General features: G+C 56.7%; 19 protein-coding genes. 13 read left to right on the top strand and 6 right to left on the bottom strand.

The window, feature by feature from the left end; genetic code table 11:
- Nucleotides 1–59: 59 nt before the first annotated feature.
- Nucleotides 60–311 (bottom strand): hypothetical protein, encoded by a 252-nt coding sequence (locus ABEA92_RS26020; RefSeq protein WP_040765004.1) that lies wholly within the window; start codon nucleotides 309–311, stop codon nucleotides 60–62.
- Nucleotides 312–613: 302 nt separating this feature from the next.
- Here ABEA92_RS26020 and aroH point away from each other — a divergent pair, with 302 nt between their 5' ends.
- The 5 genes from aroH (at nucleotide 614) to lpdA (ending at nucleotide 6,976) form a co-directional block, all read left to right on the top strand.
- Entirely contained in the window at nucleotides 614–1,042 is a 429-nt protein-coding gene (aroH, locus tag ABEA92_RS26015) for a chorismate mutase (RefSeq protein WP_040764999.1), read from the top strand.
- A 9-nt stretch (nucleotides 1,043–1,051) separates the two neighbouring features.
- Nucleotides 1,052–2,032: a hypothetical protein gene (locus tag ABEA92_RS26010; protein WP_345687807.1), complete on the top strand. Its 981-nt coding sequence runs from the start codon at nucleotides 1,052–1,054 to the stop codon at nucleotides 2,030–2,032.
- Between the two features lie 428 nt (nucleotides 2,033–2,460).
- Nucleotides 2,461–4,356 (top strand): sigma 54-interacting transcriptional regulator, encoded by a 1,896-nt coding sequence (locus ABEA92_RS26005; protein ID WP_345687805.1) that lies wholly within the window; start codon nucleotides 2,461–2,463, stop codon nucleotides 4,354–4,356.
- Nucleotides 4,357–4,670: 314 nt separating this feature from the next.
- Nucleotides 4,671–5,279: a 30S ribosomal protein S4 gene (gene rpsD / locus ABEA92_RS26000; protein WP_040765001.1), complete on the top strand. Its 609-nt coding sequence runs from the start codon at nucleotides 4,671–4,673 to the stop codon at nucleotides 5,277–5,279.
- 251 nt (nucleotides 5,280–5,530) lie between these two features.
- A complete protein-coding gene (gene lpdA, locus ABEA92_RS25995) occupies nucleotides 5,531–6,976 on the top strand; it encodes a dihydrolipoyl dehydrogenase (protein ID WP_345687802.1) in 1,446 nt (481 codons plus the stop codon).
- Nucleotides 6,977–7,196: 220 nt separating this feature from the next.
- Here the strand turns inward: lpdA and ABEA92_RS25990 are convergent, their stop codons facing one another.
- Entirely contained in the window at nucleotides 7,197–8,060 is an 864-nt protein-coding gene (locus ABEA92_RS25990; protein WP_345687800.1) for a WecB/TagA/CpsF family glycosyltransferase, read from the bottom strand.
- Between the two features lie 273 nt (nucleotides 8,061–8,333).
- On the opposite strand from ABEA92_RS25990, the gene ABEA92_RS25985 reads away from it, so the two are divergent.
- On the top strand, nucleotides 8,334–9,500 hold the full coding sequence (locus tag ABEA92_RS25985; RefSeq protein ID WP_345687798.1) for an alkaline phosphatase family protein: 1,167 nt from the start codon (nucleotides 8,334–8,336) through the stop codon (nucleotides 9,498–9,500).
- A gap of 63 nt (nucleotides 9,501–9,563) precedes the next feature.
- Here the strand turns inward: ABEA92_RS25985 and ABEA92_RS25980 are convergent, their stop codons facing one another.
- Nucleotides 9,564–9,905 (bottom strand): hypothetical protein, encoded by a 342-nt coding sequence (locus ABEA92_RS25980; RefSeq protein WP_345687795.1) that lies wholly within the window; start codon nucleotides 9,903–9,905, stop codon nucleotides 9,564–9,566.
- On the opposite strand from ABEA92_RS25980, the gene ABEA92_RS25975 reads away from it, so the two are divergent.
- Nucleotides 9,888–10,271: a hypothetical protein gene (locus ABEA92_RS25975; RefSeq protein ID WP_345687793.1), complete on the top strand. Its 384-nt coding sequence runs from the start codon at nucleotides 9,888–9,890 to the stop codon at nucleotides 10,269–10,271. The genes ABEA92_RS25980 and ABEA92_RS25975 overlap by 18 nt on opposite strands.
- Nucleotides 10,272–10,877: 606 nt before the next feature.
- On the opposite strand, the gene ABEA92_RS25970 is transcribed toward ABEA92_RS25975, so the two are convergent.
- Nucleotides 10,878–11,468 carry a hypothetical protein gene (locus ABEA92_RS25970; protein WP_345687791.1) on the bottom strand — a complete coding sequence of 197 codons (591 nt, stop codon included), beginning with the start codon at nucleotides 11,466–11,468 and terminating at the stop codon, nucleotides 10,878–10,880.
- Between the two features lie 447 nt (nucleotides 11,469–11,915).
- On the opposite strand from ABEA92_RS25970, the gene ABEA92_RS25965 reads away from it, so the two are divergent.
- The 3 genes from ABEA92_RS25965 to trkA all read left to right on the top strand — a co-directional run bounded on the left by ABEA92_RS25965 (nucleotide 11,916) and on the right by trkA (nucleotide 14,216).
- Nucleotides 11,916–12,545, top strand: a complete 630-nt coding sequence (locus ABEA92_RS25965) for a DUF6677 family protein (protein WP_345687789.1) — start codon at nucleotides 11,916–11,918, stop codon at nucleotides 12,543–12,545.
- Between the two features lie 103 nt (nucleotides 12,546–12,648).
- Nucleotides 12,649–12,840: a hypothetical protein gene (locus ABEA92_RS25960; protein WP_008703062.1), complete on the top strand. Its 192-nt coding sequence runs from the start codon at nucleotides 12,649–12,651 to the stop codon at nucleotides 12,838–12,840.
- Nucleotides 12,840–14,216, top strand: coding sequence for a Trk system potassium transporter TrkA (trkA, locus tag ABEA92_RS25955; protein ID WP_345687785.1), 1,377 nt, complete (start codon nucleotides 12,840–12,842; stop codon nucleotides 14,214–14,216). Before ABEA92_RS25960 ends, trkA begins: the two co-directional genes overlap by 1 nt.
- A 250-nt stretch (nucleotides 14,217–14,466) precedes the next feature.
- On the opposite strand, the gene ABEA92_RS25950 is transcribed toward trkA, so the two are convergent.
- Nucleotides 14,467–16,572, bottom strand: coding sequence for a hypothetical protein (locus ABEA92_RS25950; RefSeq protein ID WP_345687782.1), 2,106 nt, complete (start codon nucleotides 16,570–16,572; stop codon nucleotides 14,467–14,469).
- Nucleotides 16,573–17,033: 461 nt separating this feature from the next.
- Between ABEA92_RS25950 and ABEA92_RS25945 the strand changes: the two genes are divergently transcribed.
- The 3 genes from ABEA92_RS25945 to hrpB all read left to right on the top strand — a co-directional run bounded on the left by ABEA92_RS25945 (nucleotide 17,034) and on the right by hrpB (nucleotide 21,123).
- Nucleotides 17,034–17,864, top strand: coding sequence for a sugar phosphate isomerase/epimerase family protein (locus ABEA92_RS25945; protein ID WP_425572499.1), 831 nt, complete (start codon nucleotides 17,034–17,036; stop codon nucleotides 17,862–17,864).
- A gap of 145 nt (nucleotides 17,865–18,009) precedes the next feature.
- The gene (locus ABEA92_RS25940) at nucleotides 18,010–18,531 is read left to right on the top strand and encodes a DinB family protein (RefSeq protein WP_345687778.1); all 522 of its coding nucleotides are present in this window, start codon (nucleotides 18,010–18,012) and stop codon (nucleotides 18,529–18,531) included.
- 39 nt (nucleotides 18,532–18,570) lie between these two features.
- A complete protein-coding gene (gene hrpB / locus ABEA92_RS25935; protein ID WP_345687775.1) occupies nucleotides 18,571–21,123 on the top strand; it encodes an ATP-dependent helicase HrpB in 2,553 nt (850 codons plus the stop codon).
- 10 nt (nucleotides 21,124–21,133) lie between these two features.
- Here the strand turns inward: hrpB and ABEA92_RS25930 are convergent, their stop codons facing one another.
- Nucleotides 21,134–22,471 (bottom strand): hypothetical protein, encoded by a 1,338-nt coding sequence (locus tag ABEA92_RS25930; RefSeq protein WP_345687773.1) that lies wholly within the window; start codon nucleotides 22,469–22,471, stop codon nucleotides 21,134–21,136.
- Nucleotides 22,472–22,476: the final 5 nt, after the last annotated feature.

The raw sequence follows: 22,476 nt of genomic DNA, 5'->3' as shown, positions 1-22,476 counted from the left end.
GGCAGCCGTCGCGGTTTGACACGATCCGCGACGCCAGCGTGTTTGCCGGTGACGAATTGCTAGACGTATTTTTCGAGCAATTTGGCGAGCTGCTCAGGGTTGTCGTCTTCCTGCAATTTAGCGATCTGGTCCTCTTTCAAGCCAATTTTGGCTAAATGGCTGGTCAGCCGCTTCCATACCTGGGCTCGCTTCTTGCCTTCGCTGAGGTACAGTTCGGTCACCGCCTCTTGGGCCTTTTGCAGCCCGATCGAATCGCGATTTTCATAGTAATTCTTGATAATCTTTTCTTGATGCCGAGTGCGTTCGGTCATTGTCACTCCGTAGTGAAGGGTGGCTGAAAATTTTGCGACCAGGAAACTTCCGTTTTCCGTCCCATTTTGACTGCAGGCCGTGCGGATTTGCCGCAGACACCGCTGCCACAGCAGGGGCAAATCGCGATTCTGAACTGTACCCAGTTATCGGTCATGGGCCAGTTATTCTATAGTAGCGGTGATCCGAGGTCGGGCTAGCGTCGTGTTTGCCCGATGATCCATTGCGGCTCCGCACGCGGTGAGGTGTGGGGAACGGCGATTGCCCGTCTAATTTTGTTTTTTATTGAAGAGACCTTCTAGCGATGACAGTTTGCCGTGGTGTGCGAGGTGCGACCAGCGTTGAGAAAGATGATCGTGATCAAATTCTCACCGCGACTCGTCAATTACTTGCGTTGATGATCCGTCAGAACGAGATCGAATCGGCGGACGTCGCGAGCGCTTTCTTCACGGTCACTTCGGATTTGACGGCCGAGTTTCCCGCCTTGGCCGCCCGCCAACTCGGGTGGCTCGAAGTGCCGCTGCTGTGTGGTTACGAAGTGTCGGTCGAAGGCTCGCTGCCACGCTGCATCCGAGTCATGCTGCACTGGAATACCGACAAACCGCAATCCGAAATCCACCACGTTTATCTGCACGAAGCCAAGCGGTTGCGCCCGGATCTCTCGAAATATCCGCCAGTGGATTTTGAGGAACTCGAGTGTTGGATTCAGGATCATCTGAGCGCCGAAGGCTAGGAGGGGACGTTGGCTTCATCACCACGGCTTCGTTGGAAACCGGATACCGCCCTTTCGACGATTCACGCAGCCTATTCGGTTGCAGTGGGGGCCACCTGTACCGACGAAAAGCTCGAGCAGGCGCTAGTGCCGTACGCCACCGCGATCAACGAGCGTTTGCTCTCTTCGTCGATTGATATGCGCGGCTTTTGGAACCGGTTGGTTCGCGAGTCGATCGGCTGTGATGAAACGCGGGCGGCCTGCGAAACCGCGCTGGTCGCCTCAGGGTGTAGTGAGTTGCAGGTCGATCAGACCACGCGTGGGATCGTTCGCCAATTGGATGAATGCCGAATCGTGGTCGGCAATCGCTTTCCTCGTTTGCTCGATCAGCTCGAACTACGCTCGCGGCCGCTGCGAGAACGCTGGGACACGGTCGGTCGCGGGTTGTTGAACCAGGTCGCCAAGCAGATTTGGGGGCAAAGTCCTCCGGGAAATTGGTGGCCCGCCAGCGTCGATGGCTTGTTCGTCCAGCCGGTTCGTGGGGGTGATGGCGGATTTGAACCTGGCAGCGACGAAGGCAAAAACGCCGCCGTTTGGATCGAGGCGATGTTGACCGATGCGTTGCCCAGTGTGCCGGAGGTGTTGCGGGTGGCGTGGTTGGTCACGCGAGTGGCCATCGAACAACATATCACGCAAAAATCGCTGACCTCCAAACCGGGCGACAGCACGTTTGGGCGTCCTGCATCGTTGACGTCGGCTTGGGCGTTCGGCTCGGTGCCGTTGGTGCTGCGGGCTGCAGCGGAGCTGGATCTCGTACCCAGCAACGCCCTGCCCATTTCGGCGGCAACCCGATTGTGGCGTCTCAGCGATGCCGCGATCGCAGGCGATGTCGTGACGCAGTGGTGGGAAAAACTGGATCGCAATCCGCAACCGTTGCCCGTCGCGCTAAAGTCGCTGTCGCAAGCGATTGAGGAAAACAAACTGATCTCGCCTCCGCCCGAGCCCTTTTAGGGCAACGCCGCGAAGCATTTTTCAGTAGCGTAACTCGTCAACCGTTTCGAGAGGCATCCGTCGAGCGACAGTCACGCACGACGTTCGCGACGCTAAATTAGCTCAAACGCGATAAGAAAAAATACTTCACAGCGATGCCTTTTTGGCCTTCCGTGTTCTGTTTTGACGGTCGCGCGAGGATCGCTGATCAATCGTCATTGACGCCCGCTGAAACTGTCATCGGCGTCTACCAATCGGATGCCGTTGACAGAACAATCAGATGCCGTTGACAGAAAACAGTGCGGTTTCGTAGAGCGGATGTCCTCGACTCGCGATTTCGCAGCAAGAGCTTGTTTCGGATATTCCGGCTACTTTTGCTATCTCTTTTGACACAGTGATATTACGATGTCTTAAAATGAGACGAATAAAGGTCCGGTTGTTGCTTTCCGATGGGAAGCCGCTGGACGGCTCGAACGGTATCGAGTGTTCATGACGCCAAGAAGCGACAGATGACAGCATATTTGATGGTGCGCAGCGGGCCTCAGAAAGGCCGGCAATTTAATCTCGACCCGGAACGGCCGATGCATATCGGACGAGGGAAGAGTTGTGAAATCATGCTGACGGACCCCGTCAGTTCGCGTTTCCATGCCGTCATCTATTTTGAGGACGGGAATTGGCATCTGCGCGACACCAGCAGTCGCAATGGAACTTTGGTCAACGACCAGAAAACCGACCATGCTCGGATGCTAAACCACCACACGGTCAAAATTGGTGCCACCGAACTCGAGTTGATCGAGCCCGCCGGGGAATCGACCGAAGAAACATCGCTGACGCAGACGATCGCCTGGGAATCGGTCAAGACCGAGCATCGCTGGAGCGGCGAAGACGAGGACCCAATCGCCAAGGTTGCCGCGACCGGCCACTTGATGGATCTGTACTCGCTGAGTCTCAGTTTGCTGCGTTGCGAAAGTCCCGACGAGGTGATCAGCACGCTGATTGAATTGCTTCGCGATCGAACCGATGCGGATGTGGTCGGATTGTCATTTGATTCGGGTGACGGACGCTTGAAACCGCGACGCGTTGAGCCCGCCGATGCTGCCGACTTGGTGACCATCGAAAAATCGTTGTTGAAACGGATCGTCAAAGAGGGAGAGGCGGTTTGGATCAATGACCCGGCAAAATCGGGCGCAAGCGAAATGGGATCGACGGGCAAGGATCAAATGTGGTCCGACATCATCTACGCCCCGATCGGCAGCGACGATACCAACGTCGGGGTGCTGCAGCTGTACCGTCGTGAACCGAAATTTAGTGAATCGCAATTTGAGTTGACGGTTGCCGCCGCCCGTTTGTTGTCGATCGGGTTGAGCCAAGCGTTCGAACGGGATTCGCTGCGGGCGGACCGTCGGCGGATCGCCGACCGAAACGCGGACTCGGACGAATTGGTCGGGTCCAGCGCGGTGATGCAAAAGTTAAAAGAGCGGATCGAACGCGTGGGCAACGCCAGCGGCAGTGTGCTGATTCGCGGAGAAAGCGGGGTTGGAAAGGAGTTGGTGGCCCGCGCGGTGCATCGGGCAAGCCGCCGATCCAGGCGTCCGATGTTGACCGTCAACTGTGCCGCGATTCCTCACGATTTGATCGAAAGCCAATTGTTTGGTCATCGCAAAGGATCGTTCACCGGCGCCGACAGCGACCATATTGGTTGGTTCCAGCAAGCTCATACCGGCACTTTGTTTTTGGACGAAGTGGGCGAGTTGACGCTCGAAGGCCAAGCGAAATTGTTGCGAATCCTCGAGGGACATCCGTTTTTGCCAGTCGGTGCGACCGAAGAGGTGTTGGTGGACGTGCGGGTGATCGCCGCGACCAATCGTGACTTGGCCGAATTTGTCCGCGAGAAACGTTTCCGAGAAGACCTGTTTTATCGACTCAGCGTGTTCGAACTGCTTGTGCCGCCGCTGCGTGATCGCGGTGACGATATCGAATTGTTGGTCGGTCACTTTTTGGAACATTTTCGCCGCCAACACGGTCGCCCCCTGTTGGCGATCAGCGACGAAGCACGGACGCGATTGCTGGAATACGCCTGGCCCGGCAACGTGCGTCAATTGCGAAACGTGATCGACAGCGCGGTGGTGATGGCCGATGATCCGGCCATCGAAGCCGACGATCTTGGGTTGCGAGACGCGGGATTGAGCCGGCTGGACACCCTCCGGTTGGACGAATGGGAGCGTCGGTTGATTCGCAAGGCGCTCGAGCGTACCGGCGGCAGCGTTCCTGAGGCGGCGGCCCTGCTCGGGATCAGCCGGGCAACCGCATACCGCAAGATCACCGAATACGAGATCGACCGCTAAGCCGCCGGGGGGCGGAAATCTCACCGCGATCGGCAGACGCGGGTGATTTTGGCCTGTTTTCCGCGTTTCTAGCCCAATTCGTCCCGCTTCCTCTTGTCAAAATTGGCTCCGGAAGCGACACTTTCGGGCTTCCTCGAATTCGATGTGTGAACGCCTGGTGTCAATGGTCGACACCAGTAGTGGAGTTGGACGGATTTTTCCGTCCCCCCGCGAATCGCACGCTGGCAGTAGTTCGCTTGCAGATTTTGTTGCTCAGCGACTTCCTCCTGCCGATGTCCCCAAACCGCGTCCTGGACGCAAAAAGGTAAAGCAGTATGGCCCGATACACAGGCCCCAAAGCAAGAATCAACCGTCGCCTCGGTGCCCTTCTTTATGAAACCGCCGGTGCCGCACGTGCATTGGACCGACGTAACACCCCGCCCGGGATGCACGTTCGTGGACGTCGCCCGAGTAACTACGGGATGGCGTTGATGGAGAAGCAAAAGATCAAGCACTATTATGGTTTGGGCGAGCGTCAGCTTCGTCGTTACTTTGATGCGGTTGGTCGTAAATCGGGTAACACCGGTGAATTGTTGCTGTTGATGTGCGAGCGTCGTTTGGACAACGTGGTTCGCCGCGTTGGTTTCACCAAGACTCGTCCTCAAGCACGCCAAGGCATCACCCACGGTCACTTCCGCGTCAACGGCGTGAAGGTCACCAAGCCAAGCTACCAGCTTCGCCCTGGCGATATCGTCGAAGTCCGTGGTCGTGAAAATTTGAAGAATCTTTATCGCGGCGTGATCGCCAACGCTTCGCCCGACGCACTGGATTGGGTCACCTTCGATAGCGAAAACTTGAAGGCAACCGTGTTGGGACTTCCCGGAGCGAGCGACATCAGTTTGCCCGTGGATGCGAACAGCGTCGTCGAATTCTTGTCACGATAAGCATTCGCGATCCTGCGTTTCCCTTTGCGTATCAAGCCCCCCAAAGTTCGGGTGAAACCACACTTTTTTGTGTCGAGCCCACTTTGGTTTGCCGCCGGCTTGGTACATGGTCATCCATCAGAACCGGCAATTTAGGTTGCCGGTTCTGTTTATAATGGCGTCTCCTTTGGCCTCGCAGCCGAAACGAATGGTTGCGGCAGGCTGGCTTTACGAATCGTCCTAATCGCTTTTTTGAGAGGCAATCTCCTCTGATGCATAGTCCTGTTGTTGTTCTCGGTGGTGGTCCTGGTGGTTACGCAGCCGCGTTTTTGGCTGCCGACGAAGGCCTTGATGTGACGATCGTCGAAGCCGAGCCTCGACTCGGTGGCACCTGTCTGCTGCGTGGCTGTATCCCTAGCAAGGCGCTTCTGCATGTTGCCAAGGTGATCAGCGAAGTGGACGAGCTGCGTGAAGATTGGGGCGTCGTGTATGACGAAAAACCCAAGATCGATGTCGACAAAGTGCGAGCTCGCAAAGAGAAAGTGATCTCGAATTTGACCGGCGGTTTGGGCCAATTGGCGAAACGCCGCAACGTGACCGTGATCCAAGCGCGGGGCACGTTCCTGAACTCGACCACACTGAAACTCGAAGGCGATGACGAATCAATCCCCGAGGGTGGCGAATTGACCTTCGACCACTGCATCGTCGCGACCGGCAGCGTGCCGACCATGCCGCCCGCGTTCGACATTGGCAGCGATCGTGTGATGGACAGCACCGGTGCTCTCGCGCTCGCCGATATCCCCGAAACCTTGTTGGTCGTCGGTGGCGGTTACATCGGGTTGGAAATGGGCAGCGTGTATGCTCATCTCGGCTCGAAAGTCACGGTGGTCGAGCTCGCCGAAGGCTTGTTGCCCGGAGCCGATCGGGACCTCGTCAAACCGCTCGCCAAACGCATCAACCAAATGTGCGATGGCCGCGTGCTGCTCAATACCAAAGTCGGCTCATTGGCCGAAGACGGCGACAAGATCCAAGTCACCTTTGAAGGTCCCGCCCACTTTGGTCATGAAAAATTCGATCGCGTGCTGATCAGCATCGGACGTCGTCCGGTGACTCGCGGGCTCGGATTGGAAAACACCAACGTGGTGGTCAATGACCGCGGCTTCATCGAATGTGACGCTCAGCAACGTACCGCCGACCCGCATATTTTCGCGATTGGTGACGTCGCAGGCGATCCAATGCTCGCTCACAAAGCGACCCACGAAGGCCGCGTGGCAGCCGAAGTCATCGCGGGCAAACCTGCCGCGTTTGACAAAGTTGCGATTCCCGCAGTGGTCTTTACCGACCCCGAAATTGCCTGGGCCGGTTTGACCGAAGGCGAAGCCAAGGCGGCCGGCCGCAAGGTCGATGTCGAAGTTTATCCATGGGCCGCGAGCGGCCGCGCTCAAGCTTTGAACATCACCGATGGGTTAACCAAATGGTTGGTCGATCCGGAGACCCAACGCGTGCTCGGTTGTGGCATCGTCGGCAGCGGTGCAGGCGAATTGATCGCCGAAGCCGTGTTGGCGATCGAGATGGGTTGCGAAGTGCATGACATCACCGAAAGCGTTCACCCGCACCCGACACTCAGCGAAACGTTGATGAACGCAGGCGAAGTCCACTTCGGTACGGCCACCGAAATCTACAAGCCGAAAAAGAAGCCTGCTGCCGCAGCTAGCTAAAGGTAGTCGTAGCGGACGCCAGACCTCGTAGCGGAAGTCGTCAACTGTTTGTTGATTTAGTTGTACGATGGACTTCCTAGTCCGTCGAATCCACCATTGACGGACTAGGAAGTCCATCCTACACCCCTTGCCGCAGGAACCTTCACTAAATCAACAAGCCGTCAAGACTTTCGTGGGGGCATTTCAAATGCCGCGGTTAGGACACCCGCGAGCAATGCGTTTATCGCTCGGGGCGATTGCTCCAATCGCCCATTCCCCAACTTGTGACCAAACGCTTCCAATCTTCGATCAACGCGCCCAATAAAAAGGTCGCGTTTTTTGCGTAGCGAGGGACGAGCCGTTTCGGGTCGCTGCACATCCGATAAGCCCATTCCATCCCGATCTTTTGCCAAGCCATCGGTGCTCGCTTGGCCGTTCCGGCGATAAAGTCAAACGACGCGCCGAGCTGGATGCTGACCGGGATCCCCAATCGTTTGTAGTTCTCGTGGATCCATTTCTCGCCTTTGGGTTGCCCAAATGCGACCAACAGGATTGCTGCACCTGATTTCTTGATGCGTTGATCCTGTTCATGTTGTTCGCGTTCGCTGAGTTGGCGAAACGGCGGCGATTCGACGCCCGAAATCTTCAGCCCGGGATACATTGTTTGTAGCTTGTTGGCGCACTGTGCCGCCACGCCCTCTTCACCACCAAGAAAGTAGATTCCCCAACCGTTATCGCTGCAGCGTTCGGCTAGGTGGTAGATCATTTCGCTGCCGGCGACCCGTTCGGGAATCGGTGCTTTGGACAATCGGCTCCGCAATACAATCGGTTGTCCGTCGGCAAGGATTAGGTCCGCGTCGTCGGTGATCGCGCCGACCGCGGGATCGCGATGATGCAGCATGCAGTAGTTTAGATTTGCGGTGATCACGTAACTGGGGACACGTCGCTGAACCAAGCACTCGATCCAATCCACCGCTTCGGCAAGCGTTAGATGATCAAAAGGCACATCCCAAACTTCACTACGAATTCGATCCGGCAGCGGCGGAGCCGGTTGTGGCACCGTCGCGGCAGCAGCGGAATCGCTTGGATTGCGAGGTTCGTTCATTGCAGGCACAGCCACAGGAATGCCAAAGGGAGCTACAGTGGAAGTGTAATTCATTGCTCGGTTGGTTTCCGCAATTGGATGAATCAGGAAAATTCAGAATCGTGAAGTCTTGTTTGACCCCGGGGCGTCACGTGACCCATCGCATGACTCTCAACGCTACGTCACAGCCGTTGGCCGTTTCGGCTCGATCGCGGCAACCCTGCCGGGAACTTTGCTGTCTTTTGCCGGATGGGCCGGTTGTAGCGAATCGGCGGGTTCGTCAAAGTAACGCCCATGAATGAGCGAAAAATGATCGTGATCTCGGTCGAAGGCTTGGCTGCATCCGCACTCGGTTGCTATGGGGCTTCGTGGAATGAAACGCCCGCGATCGACTTGCTCGCTAGCCGCGGTTGTCTATGGGATCGAGCGATCGCCGAGCACGACGATGGATTGAAGGTGTTGGCGGATTGGTTTCGGCCGCCCTCTTCGCACGATCCCGACCACTGGATCCCACGCTGGAACGAATTGGGAACCGTCGAACTGATCACCGACGATCCTCGAGTGTCACAGCAGTCGTTGGATGCTGATTTTGACCAATCTTGGCTGATTGACTTGGATCCGCCGGCTGCGGATCAGTTGCCGGCCGAAGAGCTCGAAGAAACACATCTCGCCCGCGTCTTTGCGAGCCTGTTTTCGCGAATCGAGGATCCCGACCCGGCGGCCGTATGGTGGTTGCACACGCAATCGTTGGTCCACTGCTGGGATGCGCCCCGATGGCTGGTGCCGCTGGATGCTGACGAGCTGTCGGCAGGCGAACCAAGCGAAGAATTGGATCTGTTGCCCGAGACCGATGCGGCACTGGATGAAGCCGATTGCGAGATGCCCCCGTGGGTCTTTCCCGATGTGATGACGCCGCAGGCCAAGTTGACCGAGCAATCGCATCCCGATCTTGCGGTGGCGTGGATGCGGACTTACGGTTGCCAAGTCCGGCTGTTGGATCGCATGTTGGCGTTGCTGTTCGAGTACGTCGGCGATTTGGATCCGATCGTGGTGTTGGCGGGAACCAGCGGTTTTAGTCTCGGGCAAAATGATGCGATCGGCTATCGCGCAGGGCCGCTGCGTAGTTGTCATCATCGGGTGCCGATGATCGTCAGCGATCTAGGTCCCGTGCGTGACAAGCGAGTGGTCAATGCAAATTCGTTGCCCGCGCTGTTGGCCAAGATCAAGACTGAGCCCGATCGACTGATCGATCCATCGACTTGGGCTAGCAGCGATTCCGAATTCCAACCACGTGTGACGACGTGTAGCGACAATGGCTCGGTCGCGGTGTCGACATCGCGATGGTACTACGTTCGCGACGCGGATCAGCAAGACCGGCTGTATCTAAAGCCCGACGACCTCGAGGACCAGAATGATGTCAGCCGGTTGCGGCCCGACATCATCGACTTGCTAAGCGAGTGACCTTCGTGCCGCTGCGGCGAACACGTGGCATCGGGCTCGCTTCTCTGCATCACGCACCAAAGGCTAGCCGCCAGCGCATGAAAAAACCTCGCTGATTCCGTTTGGAATCGGCGAGGTTTCAAGATCTTCGCTGTTTGGTCTAACACGATGGTTAGACCCGCTTCGACTAGATGTCGGTGTTAGCGTCAGCAGTTGGAGCTGGAGGTGCATCGCTGCTGCTCTCTGGAGCAGGAGCGGGAGCAGCTTCTGGAGCTGGAGCGGCTTCAGCAGCAGCGCCAGTGGTAACGCTGCCAGGAACGAGAGTTTCGCCTGGAGCAAGTTCGAAGCCTTCGCTGCTTTGAACAGCAGCAGGAGCATCGCCACCACAGCAAGGAGCTGCAGGTGCGGGTGCAGCAACTTCGCCACCACAGCAAGGAGCTTCGACAACCGGTGCTGCTTCGCAGCAAGTTGGCTCAGCTGCACATCCGCAGCCGCTCTTGCGGGCTTTCAGTTTGCCGAACAAGCCGCAATGCTTCTTGTGGCCACAGGTTGGCTCAGGGCAGCATGCAGGTGCTGGAGCTGGCTCGCAGCAAACTGGCGCCGGTGCTGGTTCGCAGCAAACAGGTGCAGGTGCTGGCTCGCAGCAAACGGGTTCAGCAGCACAGCAAGGAGCTGCGTGCTTGGCCTTCAAGCGTGCGAACAATCCACCGCCACAGCTTTTTTCAACAGCACAACCGCCGCACGACGGTTGAGCGCATCCACCGCCACACTGTTTGGCGTGCAGTCGGCTGAAAAGTCCACCGCCATGGTGTCCTGCTTCAGCGGTTTCGCTCATGACTACTGCTGCACCGATCAACAGTGCGAATGCGGCAATGCCGCTCACCACAGTCCGATTCATAAAGATCTCCCAAGTGTTCGGAGTTTGGTGCGATCCGAATTCGCACATCAAAATTTATTTAGGCCATAATCCCACGGCCCATCGCGTCGATCCAACCGCCGATAACATCATCGACTACCGAAAGATCTTCGAACCGTGTTCCAGGTCCCTATCGTTTCAAGATAGGGGGTATGGGCTGGGTTTACGGCTCGCGCAATTTCGCCGCTACAGTAACCTTGGGAAAAATCGTGTCAATCCACCCAATACGATCCATGCAAGGATTTTTTGCTTGAATTTGACGGCGGACGAATCACGGCATTTCGCGTGCCGCAAGCTTCGGAATGTGAAGCTGGGTAAGAATGTCACAAGGAATGTGCTCAAAATCAGCCAAATCTGAACCTTTTTAGTTCAGGTTGTGCCGATTTTTCCGGCCACAGCAGGCCGTTCGGGTGGTGTTTGCCCTCGACGTATTGCGGGGCAAATCAGTGAACAAATGGCAATGATAAATTTTGCCAGAATTCTTAGCGAGAAACCGCTTCGGCGGCAGGTTTGGCCGCTTGTGCGCCATTTTCGCTTGACGTTTCGGATCCCTCGCTGCCGGTCAGCAGCTTGGCCATTTCGTCGCCGTTTTCAAAGTCGATCACGATCGGTGGCTCGGTAGGATCGATCTCCATTGCGAGGCCCGAGATCCGCCAGCCTGCGGTTTCGCGTTGCACAGCCCAGACGACTTCGAAGTCATTTTGGGTGCCTTCGGGGCCTGGTTCGCTCCAGATGCTTTGGACCAGCATTGAATTAGGTTCATTCGGCACTTCACGCGCCTGGGTCACGTTAAAACGAGCGTCCGGCGAACCAATCGGTTGCACGGTGCGACCAATCCGTTTGAGTTCCGATTGGGCTCGTTGGGTCAGCAATTCGCCGGCGCCTGAATTCTCTCCGCCGCGACGAACTTGGTCCAAAAATTGACTCACCACGTCGGTTGCCGAGGTTTCGGCAGGCGATTTTGCCGTGGTGCTGGCGACATTGGCTTTGGGGGATGCTTGCTGGGCAACATCCTCGGAACCGCCACAACCGACGGTCGCGACGAGTAGGAAAGCAAAAAGGGTAGAGTTCAACAAAATCCGGGTCATAGCGAAGGCCATCAAAATGGAGGAAGATCAGGCATGGATTCTGGTAAATAAGAAACCAACCAGGGGAGCGTCAAGGCAGATCCGATACGCGCACTAGCAGCAGCGCCGGTAATTGCGGTTCAATCGCAACGGACCATCGTCGGGGGAACCTATTGAAAAACCAAGCTTCAGCGAAAGACCAAGATTGCGTGGGGGCGTGCGAATGTCCCATCGGGCACGCATTGCTTCCATCGCGAAGCGACTAAGTCATTGCGAAGCGGGCATGCCACTGCGAAGCGGTTTGTCGATTGCGAAGCGGGCAGTCGTATCCGCGTTCAGATTCGGCTACCGCCAAACATCCCTTTTCCGCACAATAGCCGTTTGGTCGCAACAGACGGCTCAATGAAAATCACTTGCCCACGAAATACGAAATATTGAAAGCCAACGAAGCTCATGCCCTCTAATGAAGACAATGTGATCGCGGTCGATGGACTCCGTGTCGATCTTCGCAATCGATCTCTTGCCGCGTTCTTAGCTTGGTTGCTGCCCGGTGCCGGACATTATTACCAAGGGCGCACCAGCAAAGCGGCGTTATTTTTTGTTTGCATTCTTTCTACCTGGGTTCTGGGGTTTGCACTCGGTGGGGGGCACGTGGTGTACGCATCATGGCAGCCTGGTGACAAACGTTGGCATTACTTTCTGCAAGCCGGGGTCGGGGTCGCCGCGTTTCCAGCGTTGGTGCAAGGGAACCGGATGCGAGTGATGACCGAAGATGGACGAACACTGAATAGTTACGAACCGCTGTGGGGCGGATTTATGGCGCCGCCACGTCGCCCGGTGATTGAAAACAATGCCGATGATGTCTCGGCTTGGTTTGCTCGCCACGGCGCGGGATACGAGATGGGGACGTGGTACACAGTGATCGCAGGACTGCTGAATATCTTGGTGATCTACGATGCGTTCGGAGGCCCGCTTTCGGTTCCGATTAGCGGACGAAAAAAAGAAGGCGACGATGACAAGGATGGCGACAAAGACAGCAGCGATGCCGAGATCCCTTCGCCCGCGTTGGGGTCCAAACCCTAGACGGAAATTCGTGCGGCCAACCTATCTCGTTCAATCTTGTGCCGGACCACGGATTATCGAGCTGGGTTCTTTCTCATTACTCTTTGCAGCGAATTGATTGACGATGCTTTCCATTTCACCCACCTACCTGCTGTACTTTGTGCCTTTGTTGATTTCGATCTCGTTGGTGTTTGGTGCGACACGGCATGAAGACAATTCATTGATCATCAAACATGCGTTAGGCACGGGGCGATGGATCTGTGGATTTATGGCTTTCATTTTCGTGGTCCTTTGCCTTTTGAATTGGATGATCTAGTGCGAGTTCTGACTTTGGGTGCCGGAACGGTGGGCCGCTGGATCGCCGACATTCTTTGTCGGCGTCGACACAGCGTGACGGTAGTCGACAACGATCCGGCAAACGTTCGCCGAATTAACAGCGAATTGGATGTGCGGGCGATCCAGGGGAACGCTTCGCAAAGCACGGTGTTGTTTCAAGCCGACGTCTGTAGCGCCGATATCGTGTTGGCCGTGACCGGCGATGACGAAGTCAATATTGTTGCCGCCAGCATGGCAAAGGCATTGGGGGCACGCCGCAGCATCGCACGGGTCTACGCACCCGCCTTTGGCGATCTCAGCACATTTGATTACCAGCGCCATTTCAATATCGATAGCATCCTGTCGCTCGAACAATTGACGGCATTCGAGTTGACGCGCGCGATTCGCAACCCAGATGCGATTCCACTGGAACACTTTGCTCGTGGACAATTGGAGGTCTACGAGATGCAAATCACCAACAATGCCAGCGCGGCGGGTACTCGGCTTCGCGAACTAAAGATCCCCGGCAACGTCCGTGTCGGCTCGATCGCGCGAGAAGGCCGAATGTGGATCGCCAGCGGCGAAGACGAACTGAAATCAGGCGACCGGGTCAGCTTGATTGGGATGCCCGATGCAGTCACCAAGGCACGAGGCACATTTGGCGCCGAAGCCGAAGAACGCAGGTCACGAAAACGAGTGATGATTGCCGGCGGCGGCGAAACCGGATTCCACTTGGCCGGATCACTCAGCCCACATGATTATCGCATCGTGCTTTTGGAACGCGACATCGATCGATGTGACCATCTCTCTAAAACGCTGCCCGACGTTACCGTGATCAATGCCAATGCAAATCGGCGGAGCATTTTGGAAGATGAAGGCGCGGGGACGGTCGATTACTTCGTTGCCTGTACCGGCAATGACGAAAGCAACATCATGGCGGGCGTCGAAGCCCGCGAACTTGGTGCGTCGCGAGTGATGTGTGTCGTCGGTCGACCTGATTACGCCAACGTCGTCGCCAAACTTGGTATCGACCGCGCGGTCAGCGAACGAGACGTTTTGGCTCGCCAAATCCTCGGTTTTTTAAACGAAGGCGCGATCATCTCGCAAAGCCGATTGCCCAGCGGCGAGATCGGCGTCTATGAACTCGAGGTCGTCGAAGGGACGCGGGTGACGTCGGCCACGCTTGCCGATTTGCCGTTGGCCGGACGCTGTTTGATCGCCGCGATCCAACGCGATGGTTTTGTGCGAGTTCCGCGAGCCGACGATCAATTGAAGCCTGGGGATATTGTCGTCGCGTTGGTCGACCAAGCCTCGGCCGAAGAGTCCCTCGGATTGTTCAACGCGCCCACGCGGGGAAAAGCAAATTCGCCTAGCTAAAAGAGTCACGCTTTAGCATGGCGCGTTTTCCGTTGCGAAACTCGTCAACGGCTTGTTGTTTTAGTCGTACGATGGACTTCCTAGTCCGTCGAATCCACCATTGACGGACTAGGAAGTCTATCCTACACCCCTTGTCGCAGGGATCTTCACTAACTCAACAAGCCGTCAATGGCTTTTTGATTTGCCTTTCGGCAAGGACTTCATGGGGCCGATCCTCTTGTCGACTGCGCCAACGCCAACATTGTTTGCGTTACGGCTTGGCGATGTAGCGGTATTGTCCCTGGTTCTGCTCGGCAATTCGCTTCATCCGGCTTTCCCCAGCACGACTGTGATACGCGATCGTATGCACGCGGCTGATCAAACCACCGGTGCCAAACAAATTGCGCTGCACATTCTTTTCCTGCAATAACTGTTCGGTCGACTGGGGAAACTCGCCGTCCGACAGCAAGAAGATTGCATCGGCTCGCAGTTTCAGTACGAAATCGAGCAGATCGTTTGGGTTCCGGCCACGGTCGGCGCGAATACCCATCGCCCATCGCTGCAGCGCCGTCTTGTTCTTTGGCGTTGCGTAGGCGCTTCGCGGCTCATCTTTTTTCGGATCGCTCAAACGCATGAAGTCGGGATCGGAATCGAAAAAGATTACATAAAACCGTTGGTCGGGACGCAACGCGTTGATGGATTTCAGCAGTTCGATCCGGGCGGAATTGAACGCGTCTCCCATGCTTTTGCTGCTATCGACCAAATAGACGAAATGGTTTCCCCCACCATCAACCCCGCAAAATTGGATCTTGGCGTCCGAGTCACTGGGCTTGGTCAACATTGCGGCTGCTGAGTTGTTGGATGAGCTCAGCATCGCCACCGCCGGGCTGGGCATCGACGGTGGTGGGGGCGGCTTGAAGTTTGAAATCGCAATCTCACCGACGGGGCTCAAGTCGTACTGGATCTCTGATTCGGTCTGCTCTTCGGTCGGTTCGGTTTCCAGTTCACTGGTTTCAAGCGAAAAGGTCTCCATCGAAACCTCGGACGCCGAAGGCGCCGACGCTGAAAGGGTTACTTGGTCCTTGGGTTTGTGCGTCTTCAGCGTGACCACGCCAAGGATGACAAGAATGACCGCATGCACAATCGCACTGGCAACCCAAGCCGCGGGTTTGCGTCGCCGATTCTCGGGCGTCGCCGTGTCGTCGGCAACGAGCGCCGAATCAAGTTCCGCGATCTCCGCTTTCTCGAATGGTTGCTCAAGCGTTCGCTCACCCCGAGCGAGCATCGCGATCTGTGGAAACGGTGTCTCCACCGAGCTTCGAGACTCAGCGGTCGATAGGGATGCCGCGGCAACCGCAATCGAATCTTCCTCGCTTGTTTCACCCTCGGCCTTGCCGCGGTCCATCGTATCCGGTGCGTTGCTATTGGATGCATCGTCTTTTCGTGAGTCGTCTTTCCTAGCAGTGACATCCGGTGCATCGTCGTTCCGCAAACGAGGTGCTGAAACATCGCGATGCGCTGCATCAACGCGGAGCTGCGGTGCGGCGGTTTTATCGTGGTGGGTTTCGCTGGCTAGAGAAGCGGTCGATGCCGGCGTGACCGAGGATGGTTCGGCCGCAGTCGTGTCGTGATGGAATGCCTCACGAATCTCTTGCCAACTTTGGAACGATGTCGGTGCCAGCGCGGCGGCTGATAGCTCTTGCGGTGACGGTTCCGATTCAATCGGAGCGACGGTCGGTTTCTTGAGCTCGGGGCCCTTGTACCAAGTGATCGGGGATGCGTTTGCGTGGGCTTCCGTGCCCGACTGAACGCCCGATTCCAAATCAGCCTCGGAGTGCGAGGGATTCATTGTGTTCGGGGCAGTGCATGTCGGTTGGGGTACAGCAATATGTTGTGAATCCGCGTCTGCACCAGAGGAAGGTTCCGTCTGGGGGGCAGGCCGAATGTGAGAGTCGGCTCGAGCGTGAGAGTCGGCCCGAGCAAGGAGGTCGGCCCGAGCGTGAGAGACCGACGCTGCATCCGAAATACCAGCCACGTTGGAAAGGGGCACGGCATCGGGAATCGACACCGAGCCGCGAGCCGGCGTCCCGCTCGACGACTGAGGTTGTGACGTATCCATGCCGCGAAGTTTTAGTTCGATAGCGGCGGCTTCGGCATCGCAACGTGCCGCTTGCGCCTCGTGACGCGCCGCATCGGCTTCTCGCCGAACCCGGAACAATTCAAGCTCGAGCGACTCTCGTTCTGAATCGATTCGCAGGTGCGGAGCGTGATCGCCAACGTCTTGTAACTCAGCGGCGGCACTCGATTGCGTAAGTCGAGTTCGACTGGCATCCAGTGGATGCGGCTGCGATTTCGATTCGGGTGAATCGCTTGGCATTAACTCGCAAATGCAACTTAGAAAAGCATCAAATAAGAAAAGAGGTGTGGTTCACACCTCTTTCATTGTGCGAGTTTTTTTCTTTGCTGCAACCAAATTCGTCGGGGTTTTTCGAATCATTACCACAGCCGACGAAGTGTTTCGGAAACGCTAAAGCAATCGCGATCCTCGCCGCACGTCGTGATTGAGAAATGCAGTTCTCTTTGTCCTTGCGATTTTCATTGCCAGCAACACCATGCTGTTTTGATTACGCTAATCGAGTAAAACGATGGCTCCTGCCTCCTTGGACTTCCGATCATTTTCCCTCCTGCGAGTTTATTGCTGCCATGACTGACCGTCGCGAATTTATGGGACTTGTTACCGCCTCTGCCGTTGGTTTGGCCGTGACCGGTAATCTTGAAACTGCTTCGGCAACCGAAGTGGGATCGACGCACGAAAAAAAATCGCCCGTCCGTTTTGCTCTGAACATGAGTACGCTGCGAGGGCAGAATCTGACGATCACACAGCAGATCGAAGTAGCGGCCAAAGCGGGCTACGATGGCGTTGAGCCGTGGATTCGGGATCTCGAAGCCTATGTCAAGAATGGGGGGAGCGTTGCGGATCTGCGAAAGCAGATTGAAGACGCAGGAATGACGGTCGACAGTGCCATCGGTTTTGCAAATTGGATCAGCGACGACGCCGAACAGCGAAAAGCCGGTCTCGAAGTGGCTCGTCGTGACATGGAGTTGGTCCGGTCGATCGGGGGGGCGATGATTGCGGCGCCGCCGATCGGCGCGCATCAAAAGGACGCGATTTCGCCCCCGCTGCCGGTGATCGCCGAGCGTTATCGTGCACTTTTGCAGCTTGGCGACGAAATTGGCGTGACGCCGCAATTGGAACTTTGGGGATTTTCACCCACGCTCAGCAAACTCGGTGAATTGGCTTACGTCGCGACAGCGGCAGAGCATCCCAAGGCATGTGTACTGCCCGATTTCTATCACATCTACAAAGGCGGCAGCGATTTTGCCGGCCTCGGGATGATCGAAGCCTCGCGGATGCACTGCTTTCACATCAACGATTATCCAGGCGAACCGTCGCAACGCGACATTAGTGACAAAGACCGCGTTTTTCCTGGTGATGGTGTCTGCCCGCTCGTGCCAACGATTCGTCAATTGTTAGGCAACGGATTTCGCGGCACCTTTTCACTCGAGTTGTTCAATCCCGAATATTGGAAACGCGACGCGCTGGAAGTCGCTCGCGAGGGATTGGAAAAATCCAAGCGAGTCGTGGCGGATGCGATTGTCGAAGCGTAATGGATGTTTGCAGGTGGCTGCCGAGGGGGGGGGTGGTGAATCGAAATCGATCGGGAATCCCGGTGTCTAGACGATCCTTGGCACTGCCACCTACGATATGCCGTCTGACGGATTCATCACTCGATTCAAACAAGGATTTACCACCGTGCCCAACATCGGTCCCATGATCGCCGCGTCCAGCCGGATTGGACTCGCCAACGCCCAACGAATGCTCAAAGACGTTACCCCCGAACAATTTGCTCGCTTTGCCAAGTGTGGCGACACTGTAATTGAGTCAAACCATCCTGCGTTTGTGTTTGGGCACCTGAGTCTGTACGCGTCCGAGGTGATCAAGGCGTTGGGAGGCGATGCATCGGCATACCTGCCGAGCGAGGAATTTGTCAAAGTCTTCTCGAAGTCGGCCAAGTGCGTCGATGATCCCGAGGGCAACATCTATCCACCGATGGACGAAATCCTAAACGCGTTCAACACTGGCTATGAAGCGGCGTTGGCAGCACTGGAAAAGGCCGATGACGCTGTGTTTCTAGAGGTGAACCCCAATGAAGCAATGCGAGAGCGTCTGCCAACGACCGGTGCCATGTTGAACTTCTACGTCGGCGGGCACATCACGCTGCACGTCGGACAAATCAGTGCGTGGCGGCGAGCGTGTGGTTTGGGGCCGGCGTAACGACAAGTCGATAGTGCCACTTACGCGAGAAATTTGTACGTGAGCGATTCGGTTCCCGGCGACCCTGTGTCACGTAATCCGCTGGCAAACGATGCGGAAAGCTTCGGTTTGCCGGTTGCGGAATGCTTGGACGCGATTCTGAACGCCGCTGCCGAGTCGCGACCGGTGGTACTGAAGGCGCCACCGGGAGCTGGCAAGACGACGCTGGTTCCGCTCGCATTGTTGCAGCGGAATGTTGTCGACGATGGCGAGATCCTCTTGATTCAACCGCGTCGTTTGGCAGCCCGCGGGGCCGCGGCTCGGTTGGCTAAACTGGATGGCAGTGAATTAGGCAGCCGTATCGGCTATCACGTTCGCTTTGATCGATGCACGTCCAAACAAACGCGATTGGTCGTAATGACGACCGGCATGCTGCTTCGCCGGCTTAGCGACGATCCGCTGCTGGAGAATGTGGGCGGCGTGATTTTGGACGAGTTCCACGAACGCAGCCTCGAGATCGATTCGGCCTTGGGGATGCTGCAGCGGATTCGCACGACGCTTCGTCCCGAATTGAAATTGATCGTTATGTCGGCCACGTTGGCGACCGAACCGATTGTCGATTTTCTTGGCGATGCCGTTTCGGTCCACAGCGAAGGCCGGGCCTTTCCGGTGGACATCGTCCATTCACCTCATCTGTCCAAACAGCCGCTCGATTCGCAGATCCTTGAAACGTTGCCCGATGCGCTCGCTCGAACCGCAGGGCATGTGCTGATCTTTTTACCAGGCGTGGGGGAGATCCGGCGGACGCACCGGATGATCGCGGCCAGCGGGATTGCAGAGGATTGCATTTTGCATGATCTGTATGGCGAGATGAGTACGGGCGATCAAGACGCCGTGCTTGCCGCCTCGAAACGTCGCAAAATCATTCTTGCCACCAATGTCGCCGAAACCTCGGTCACGATTCCCGGGGTGACCGCCGTGATCGACAGCGGGCTTGCCCGCGTGATGCGGTTCAATCCTGCCGTGGGGCTTCCGGTGCTTCGTTTGGAACCCATTTCTCAGGCGTCGGCCGAACAACGTGCGGGGCGGGCTGGGCGAACCGAAGCGGGCGTCTGTTTCCGGCTCTGGCCGCTGGCGGCCCACCGCTCACGCCGGCTACACGAGTCGCCTGAAATCGAGCGGGCTGACTTTAGTTCCACCGCCTTGATGTTGGCCGGTTGGGGAGAACGCGATGCAATCGATTTTCCCTGGCTAACGCCCCCGTCGCTGGAAACGGTGGACCGAGCCAAACGGTTGTTGGTTGCGCTCGGTGCAATCGATGACGCTGGTGCGTTGTTGGCCGTAGGGCGGCGCATGTTGCGATTGCCGCTTCACCCTCGCATCGCCCGGTTCCTCGTTGCCGCCGATGACTTCGCGGTGGTGTCGGATGCTGCTTTTGTGGCGGCGCTGTTGAGTGAACGCGGTCCGTTTCGCTCGCAGTCACTGAGTCTGTTTGATCAGCTCGACAAATTGAAACGTTTTCTCGAGGGCGATGCTCGTGTCGAAATCGATCGTGGGGCAGCAAAACAAATTCATCGAGTCGCTAAACAGTTTTGTCGAATCATGGGGGCAGCAGAACCGTTGCAATCAAACGCAGTGAATCATCACGCGTTGCAGCAATGTCTACTTGCGGCGTACCCCGATCGCGTTGCACGGCGACGCAGCCACGACAGCGACCGTGGGCTGATGGTGGGCGGCCGCGGTGTCCAATTGGCTCATCCGTCGATGACCGACGAATCAGGATCGCCGGCAAGGTATTTTGTCTGTATTGATGTCGACGATCGTGGAAACGAAGCCTTGGTTCGAATCGCAGTGCCGATCGAACTCGATTGGCTTGACCCGTCGCAGCTTCGTACGGTTGATGAACCATTTTATGATCTCGCGAAACAAGTCGTGATCGCACGACGGCGGCAATATTTTCATGATCTGGTGCTCAGCGAATCACCGATTGAGTGTCAGCCGAGTCCCTATGTGGCAACGGTTTTGGCCGATGTGGTTCGAGACGATGTTGAATCGTTGCTAAGCGACAAAAACGAGGCCGCGTTGACTTTTTTACGACGTGTCCGCTTTCTGCATTCACACCTGCCCGATCTAGACATCCCCAAGCTTGATGACGCCGCGGTACAGACCGTCTTGCAGCAACTGTGTCAATCGGTGACGTCGATGGCACAGCTTCGCCGAGCAGCATGGTTGGATCATTTCAAAGGAATCTTCGATTACGCCCAGCTGCAGCAGATTGATCGGCATGCGCCCGAGCGAATCACCGTCCCCAGCGGCAATACCGTTCGCGTTGAATACGTCCAAGGAAAGCCTCCGGCAATTCATGTCAAGCTGCAAGAATTGTTCGGCTGGACCGACACGCCTCGGATCGCGGGCGGCAAGGTGCCGCTGCAGTTGCATTTGCTCGGTCCAAATCGTCGGCCGCAACAGATCACCGATGACTTGAATAGTTTTTGGAGGACAACCTATCCGGTAGTCCGCAAAGAACTTCGCCGTCGCTATCCCAAGCACTATTGGCCCGAAGACGCTCTGACCGCAAAGGCGACTCACAACGGGCTGAAGCCTCGCGATTAAACGCGAACCGTTAGGGCTCTCTGGTTTTGCATTCGGGCAATGGCGAAATGCATTGCAGTGCCGCCACCGCTAACCACGCCGGCAAAAAGATCGCAGCAGCGTCACTGAATCGGCCAATCCCCGGGCTGGTCAAGATCACAAAGCCAAGTTTTGCGGCCAAGTAGGTCAGCGTGATGATGGTCAGCGATCGCATGGCCAATCCATTGTCGAGAACACCGCTACATGGGATTCCGCTTGTCGCCGCATAGATCAACCACGCGGCCAAGCCAAGGATAGCGGTCAAAAATGTCGGGTGCATGACCATGTCTGCCGCGATCGCCCATGCACCTCGGCGACCATTTTTGGCAATCCAGGTCGCATATCGCAGCGGGTACTGAGCAATGATTGCTTGGTTCATCACTTTGATCGCGTTATGCTGCGCCACGGGATCGTCGCCGGCGAGTGATTTTGCTGCAGGCACGACAACGAAATAGGTCATCTCGTCCCAGCGGGCATCGATCGTCATCGTCGCTCCGGCATCGCCTGCGGCGAACGAGTGCCCGGTCGCCGCCAGCCTTTGTTTCTCGAACACGATGGCTTCTCCCATCGCCGCCGCATCCCCAGGCAACTGGGTGAGCTCTTCGTCAGAGACCAATTGGACCAAAACGCCGCCGAGATTTTGGTGGCCAAACGGCAGGATTCCAAAGTCGTTGACGGCAATCATGCGAAGTCCCATCCACGCCAAAATTGGCAGCAGCGTCGCGATCGAAACGAGCACGCTATTGCCAATCGACGTCTTCCACCGCTGCCCATGGACTCGGCCTAGCAAACTGCCCGCGACCGCCAACCATGGAATCAGGAATAGGTAAGCCGGACGCAGCATGATCGCAACTACCGACAAAACCGCTGTGGCGGCCGCCCATCGCCACGAATCCGCCGCGCTGCTCAGTCGTAGTAGCGCGGTGGCGGCCATCACGCCGACCGACGCTGCGATCGCGTCGGTCGAAATGATGTTGATGTTGTCCATTGCGGTGCACCCCACCGCGATCGCAATCCCGGCGACGATGCAATGGCGATGCATCATTCCTTGTCGTCTCAGTTCAGTGGCCAACCAAAATGCGGCGGTCGCATGGACGATCACTTGGGCTAGTGGCACCCAGGTCAATCCGACCGTGCCTCGAAATGCCATCAGCCACAATGGATAGCCCGGCGTGCGGATCGATCGACCGATCTCATCCAAGGATGAAAAAGAATACTCCAGGTAGCTTGTAGAATCCGAAACGAAATGCGGTTCTAGTCGCCCGCTCAACCATGCAATAAACACGCCGCCGACGACGAACGAGATCCAGTAGGCGAAAGCGGGCTTCATCGTGA

This window comes from Novipirellula caenicola (assembly GCF_039545035.1).
Lineage (GTDB): Bacteria > Planctomycetota > Planctomycetia > Pirellulales > Pirellulaceae > Novipirellula > Novipirellula caenicola.
The sequence above is the reverse complement of the archived record's forward strand: the minus strand, read 5'-3'. Positions and strand labels throughout refer to the sequence as shown.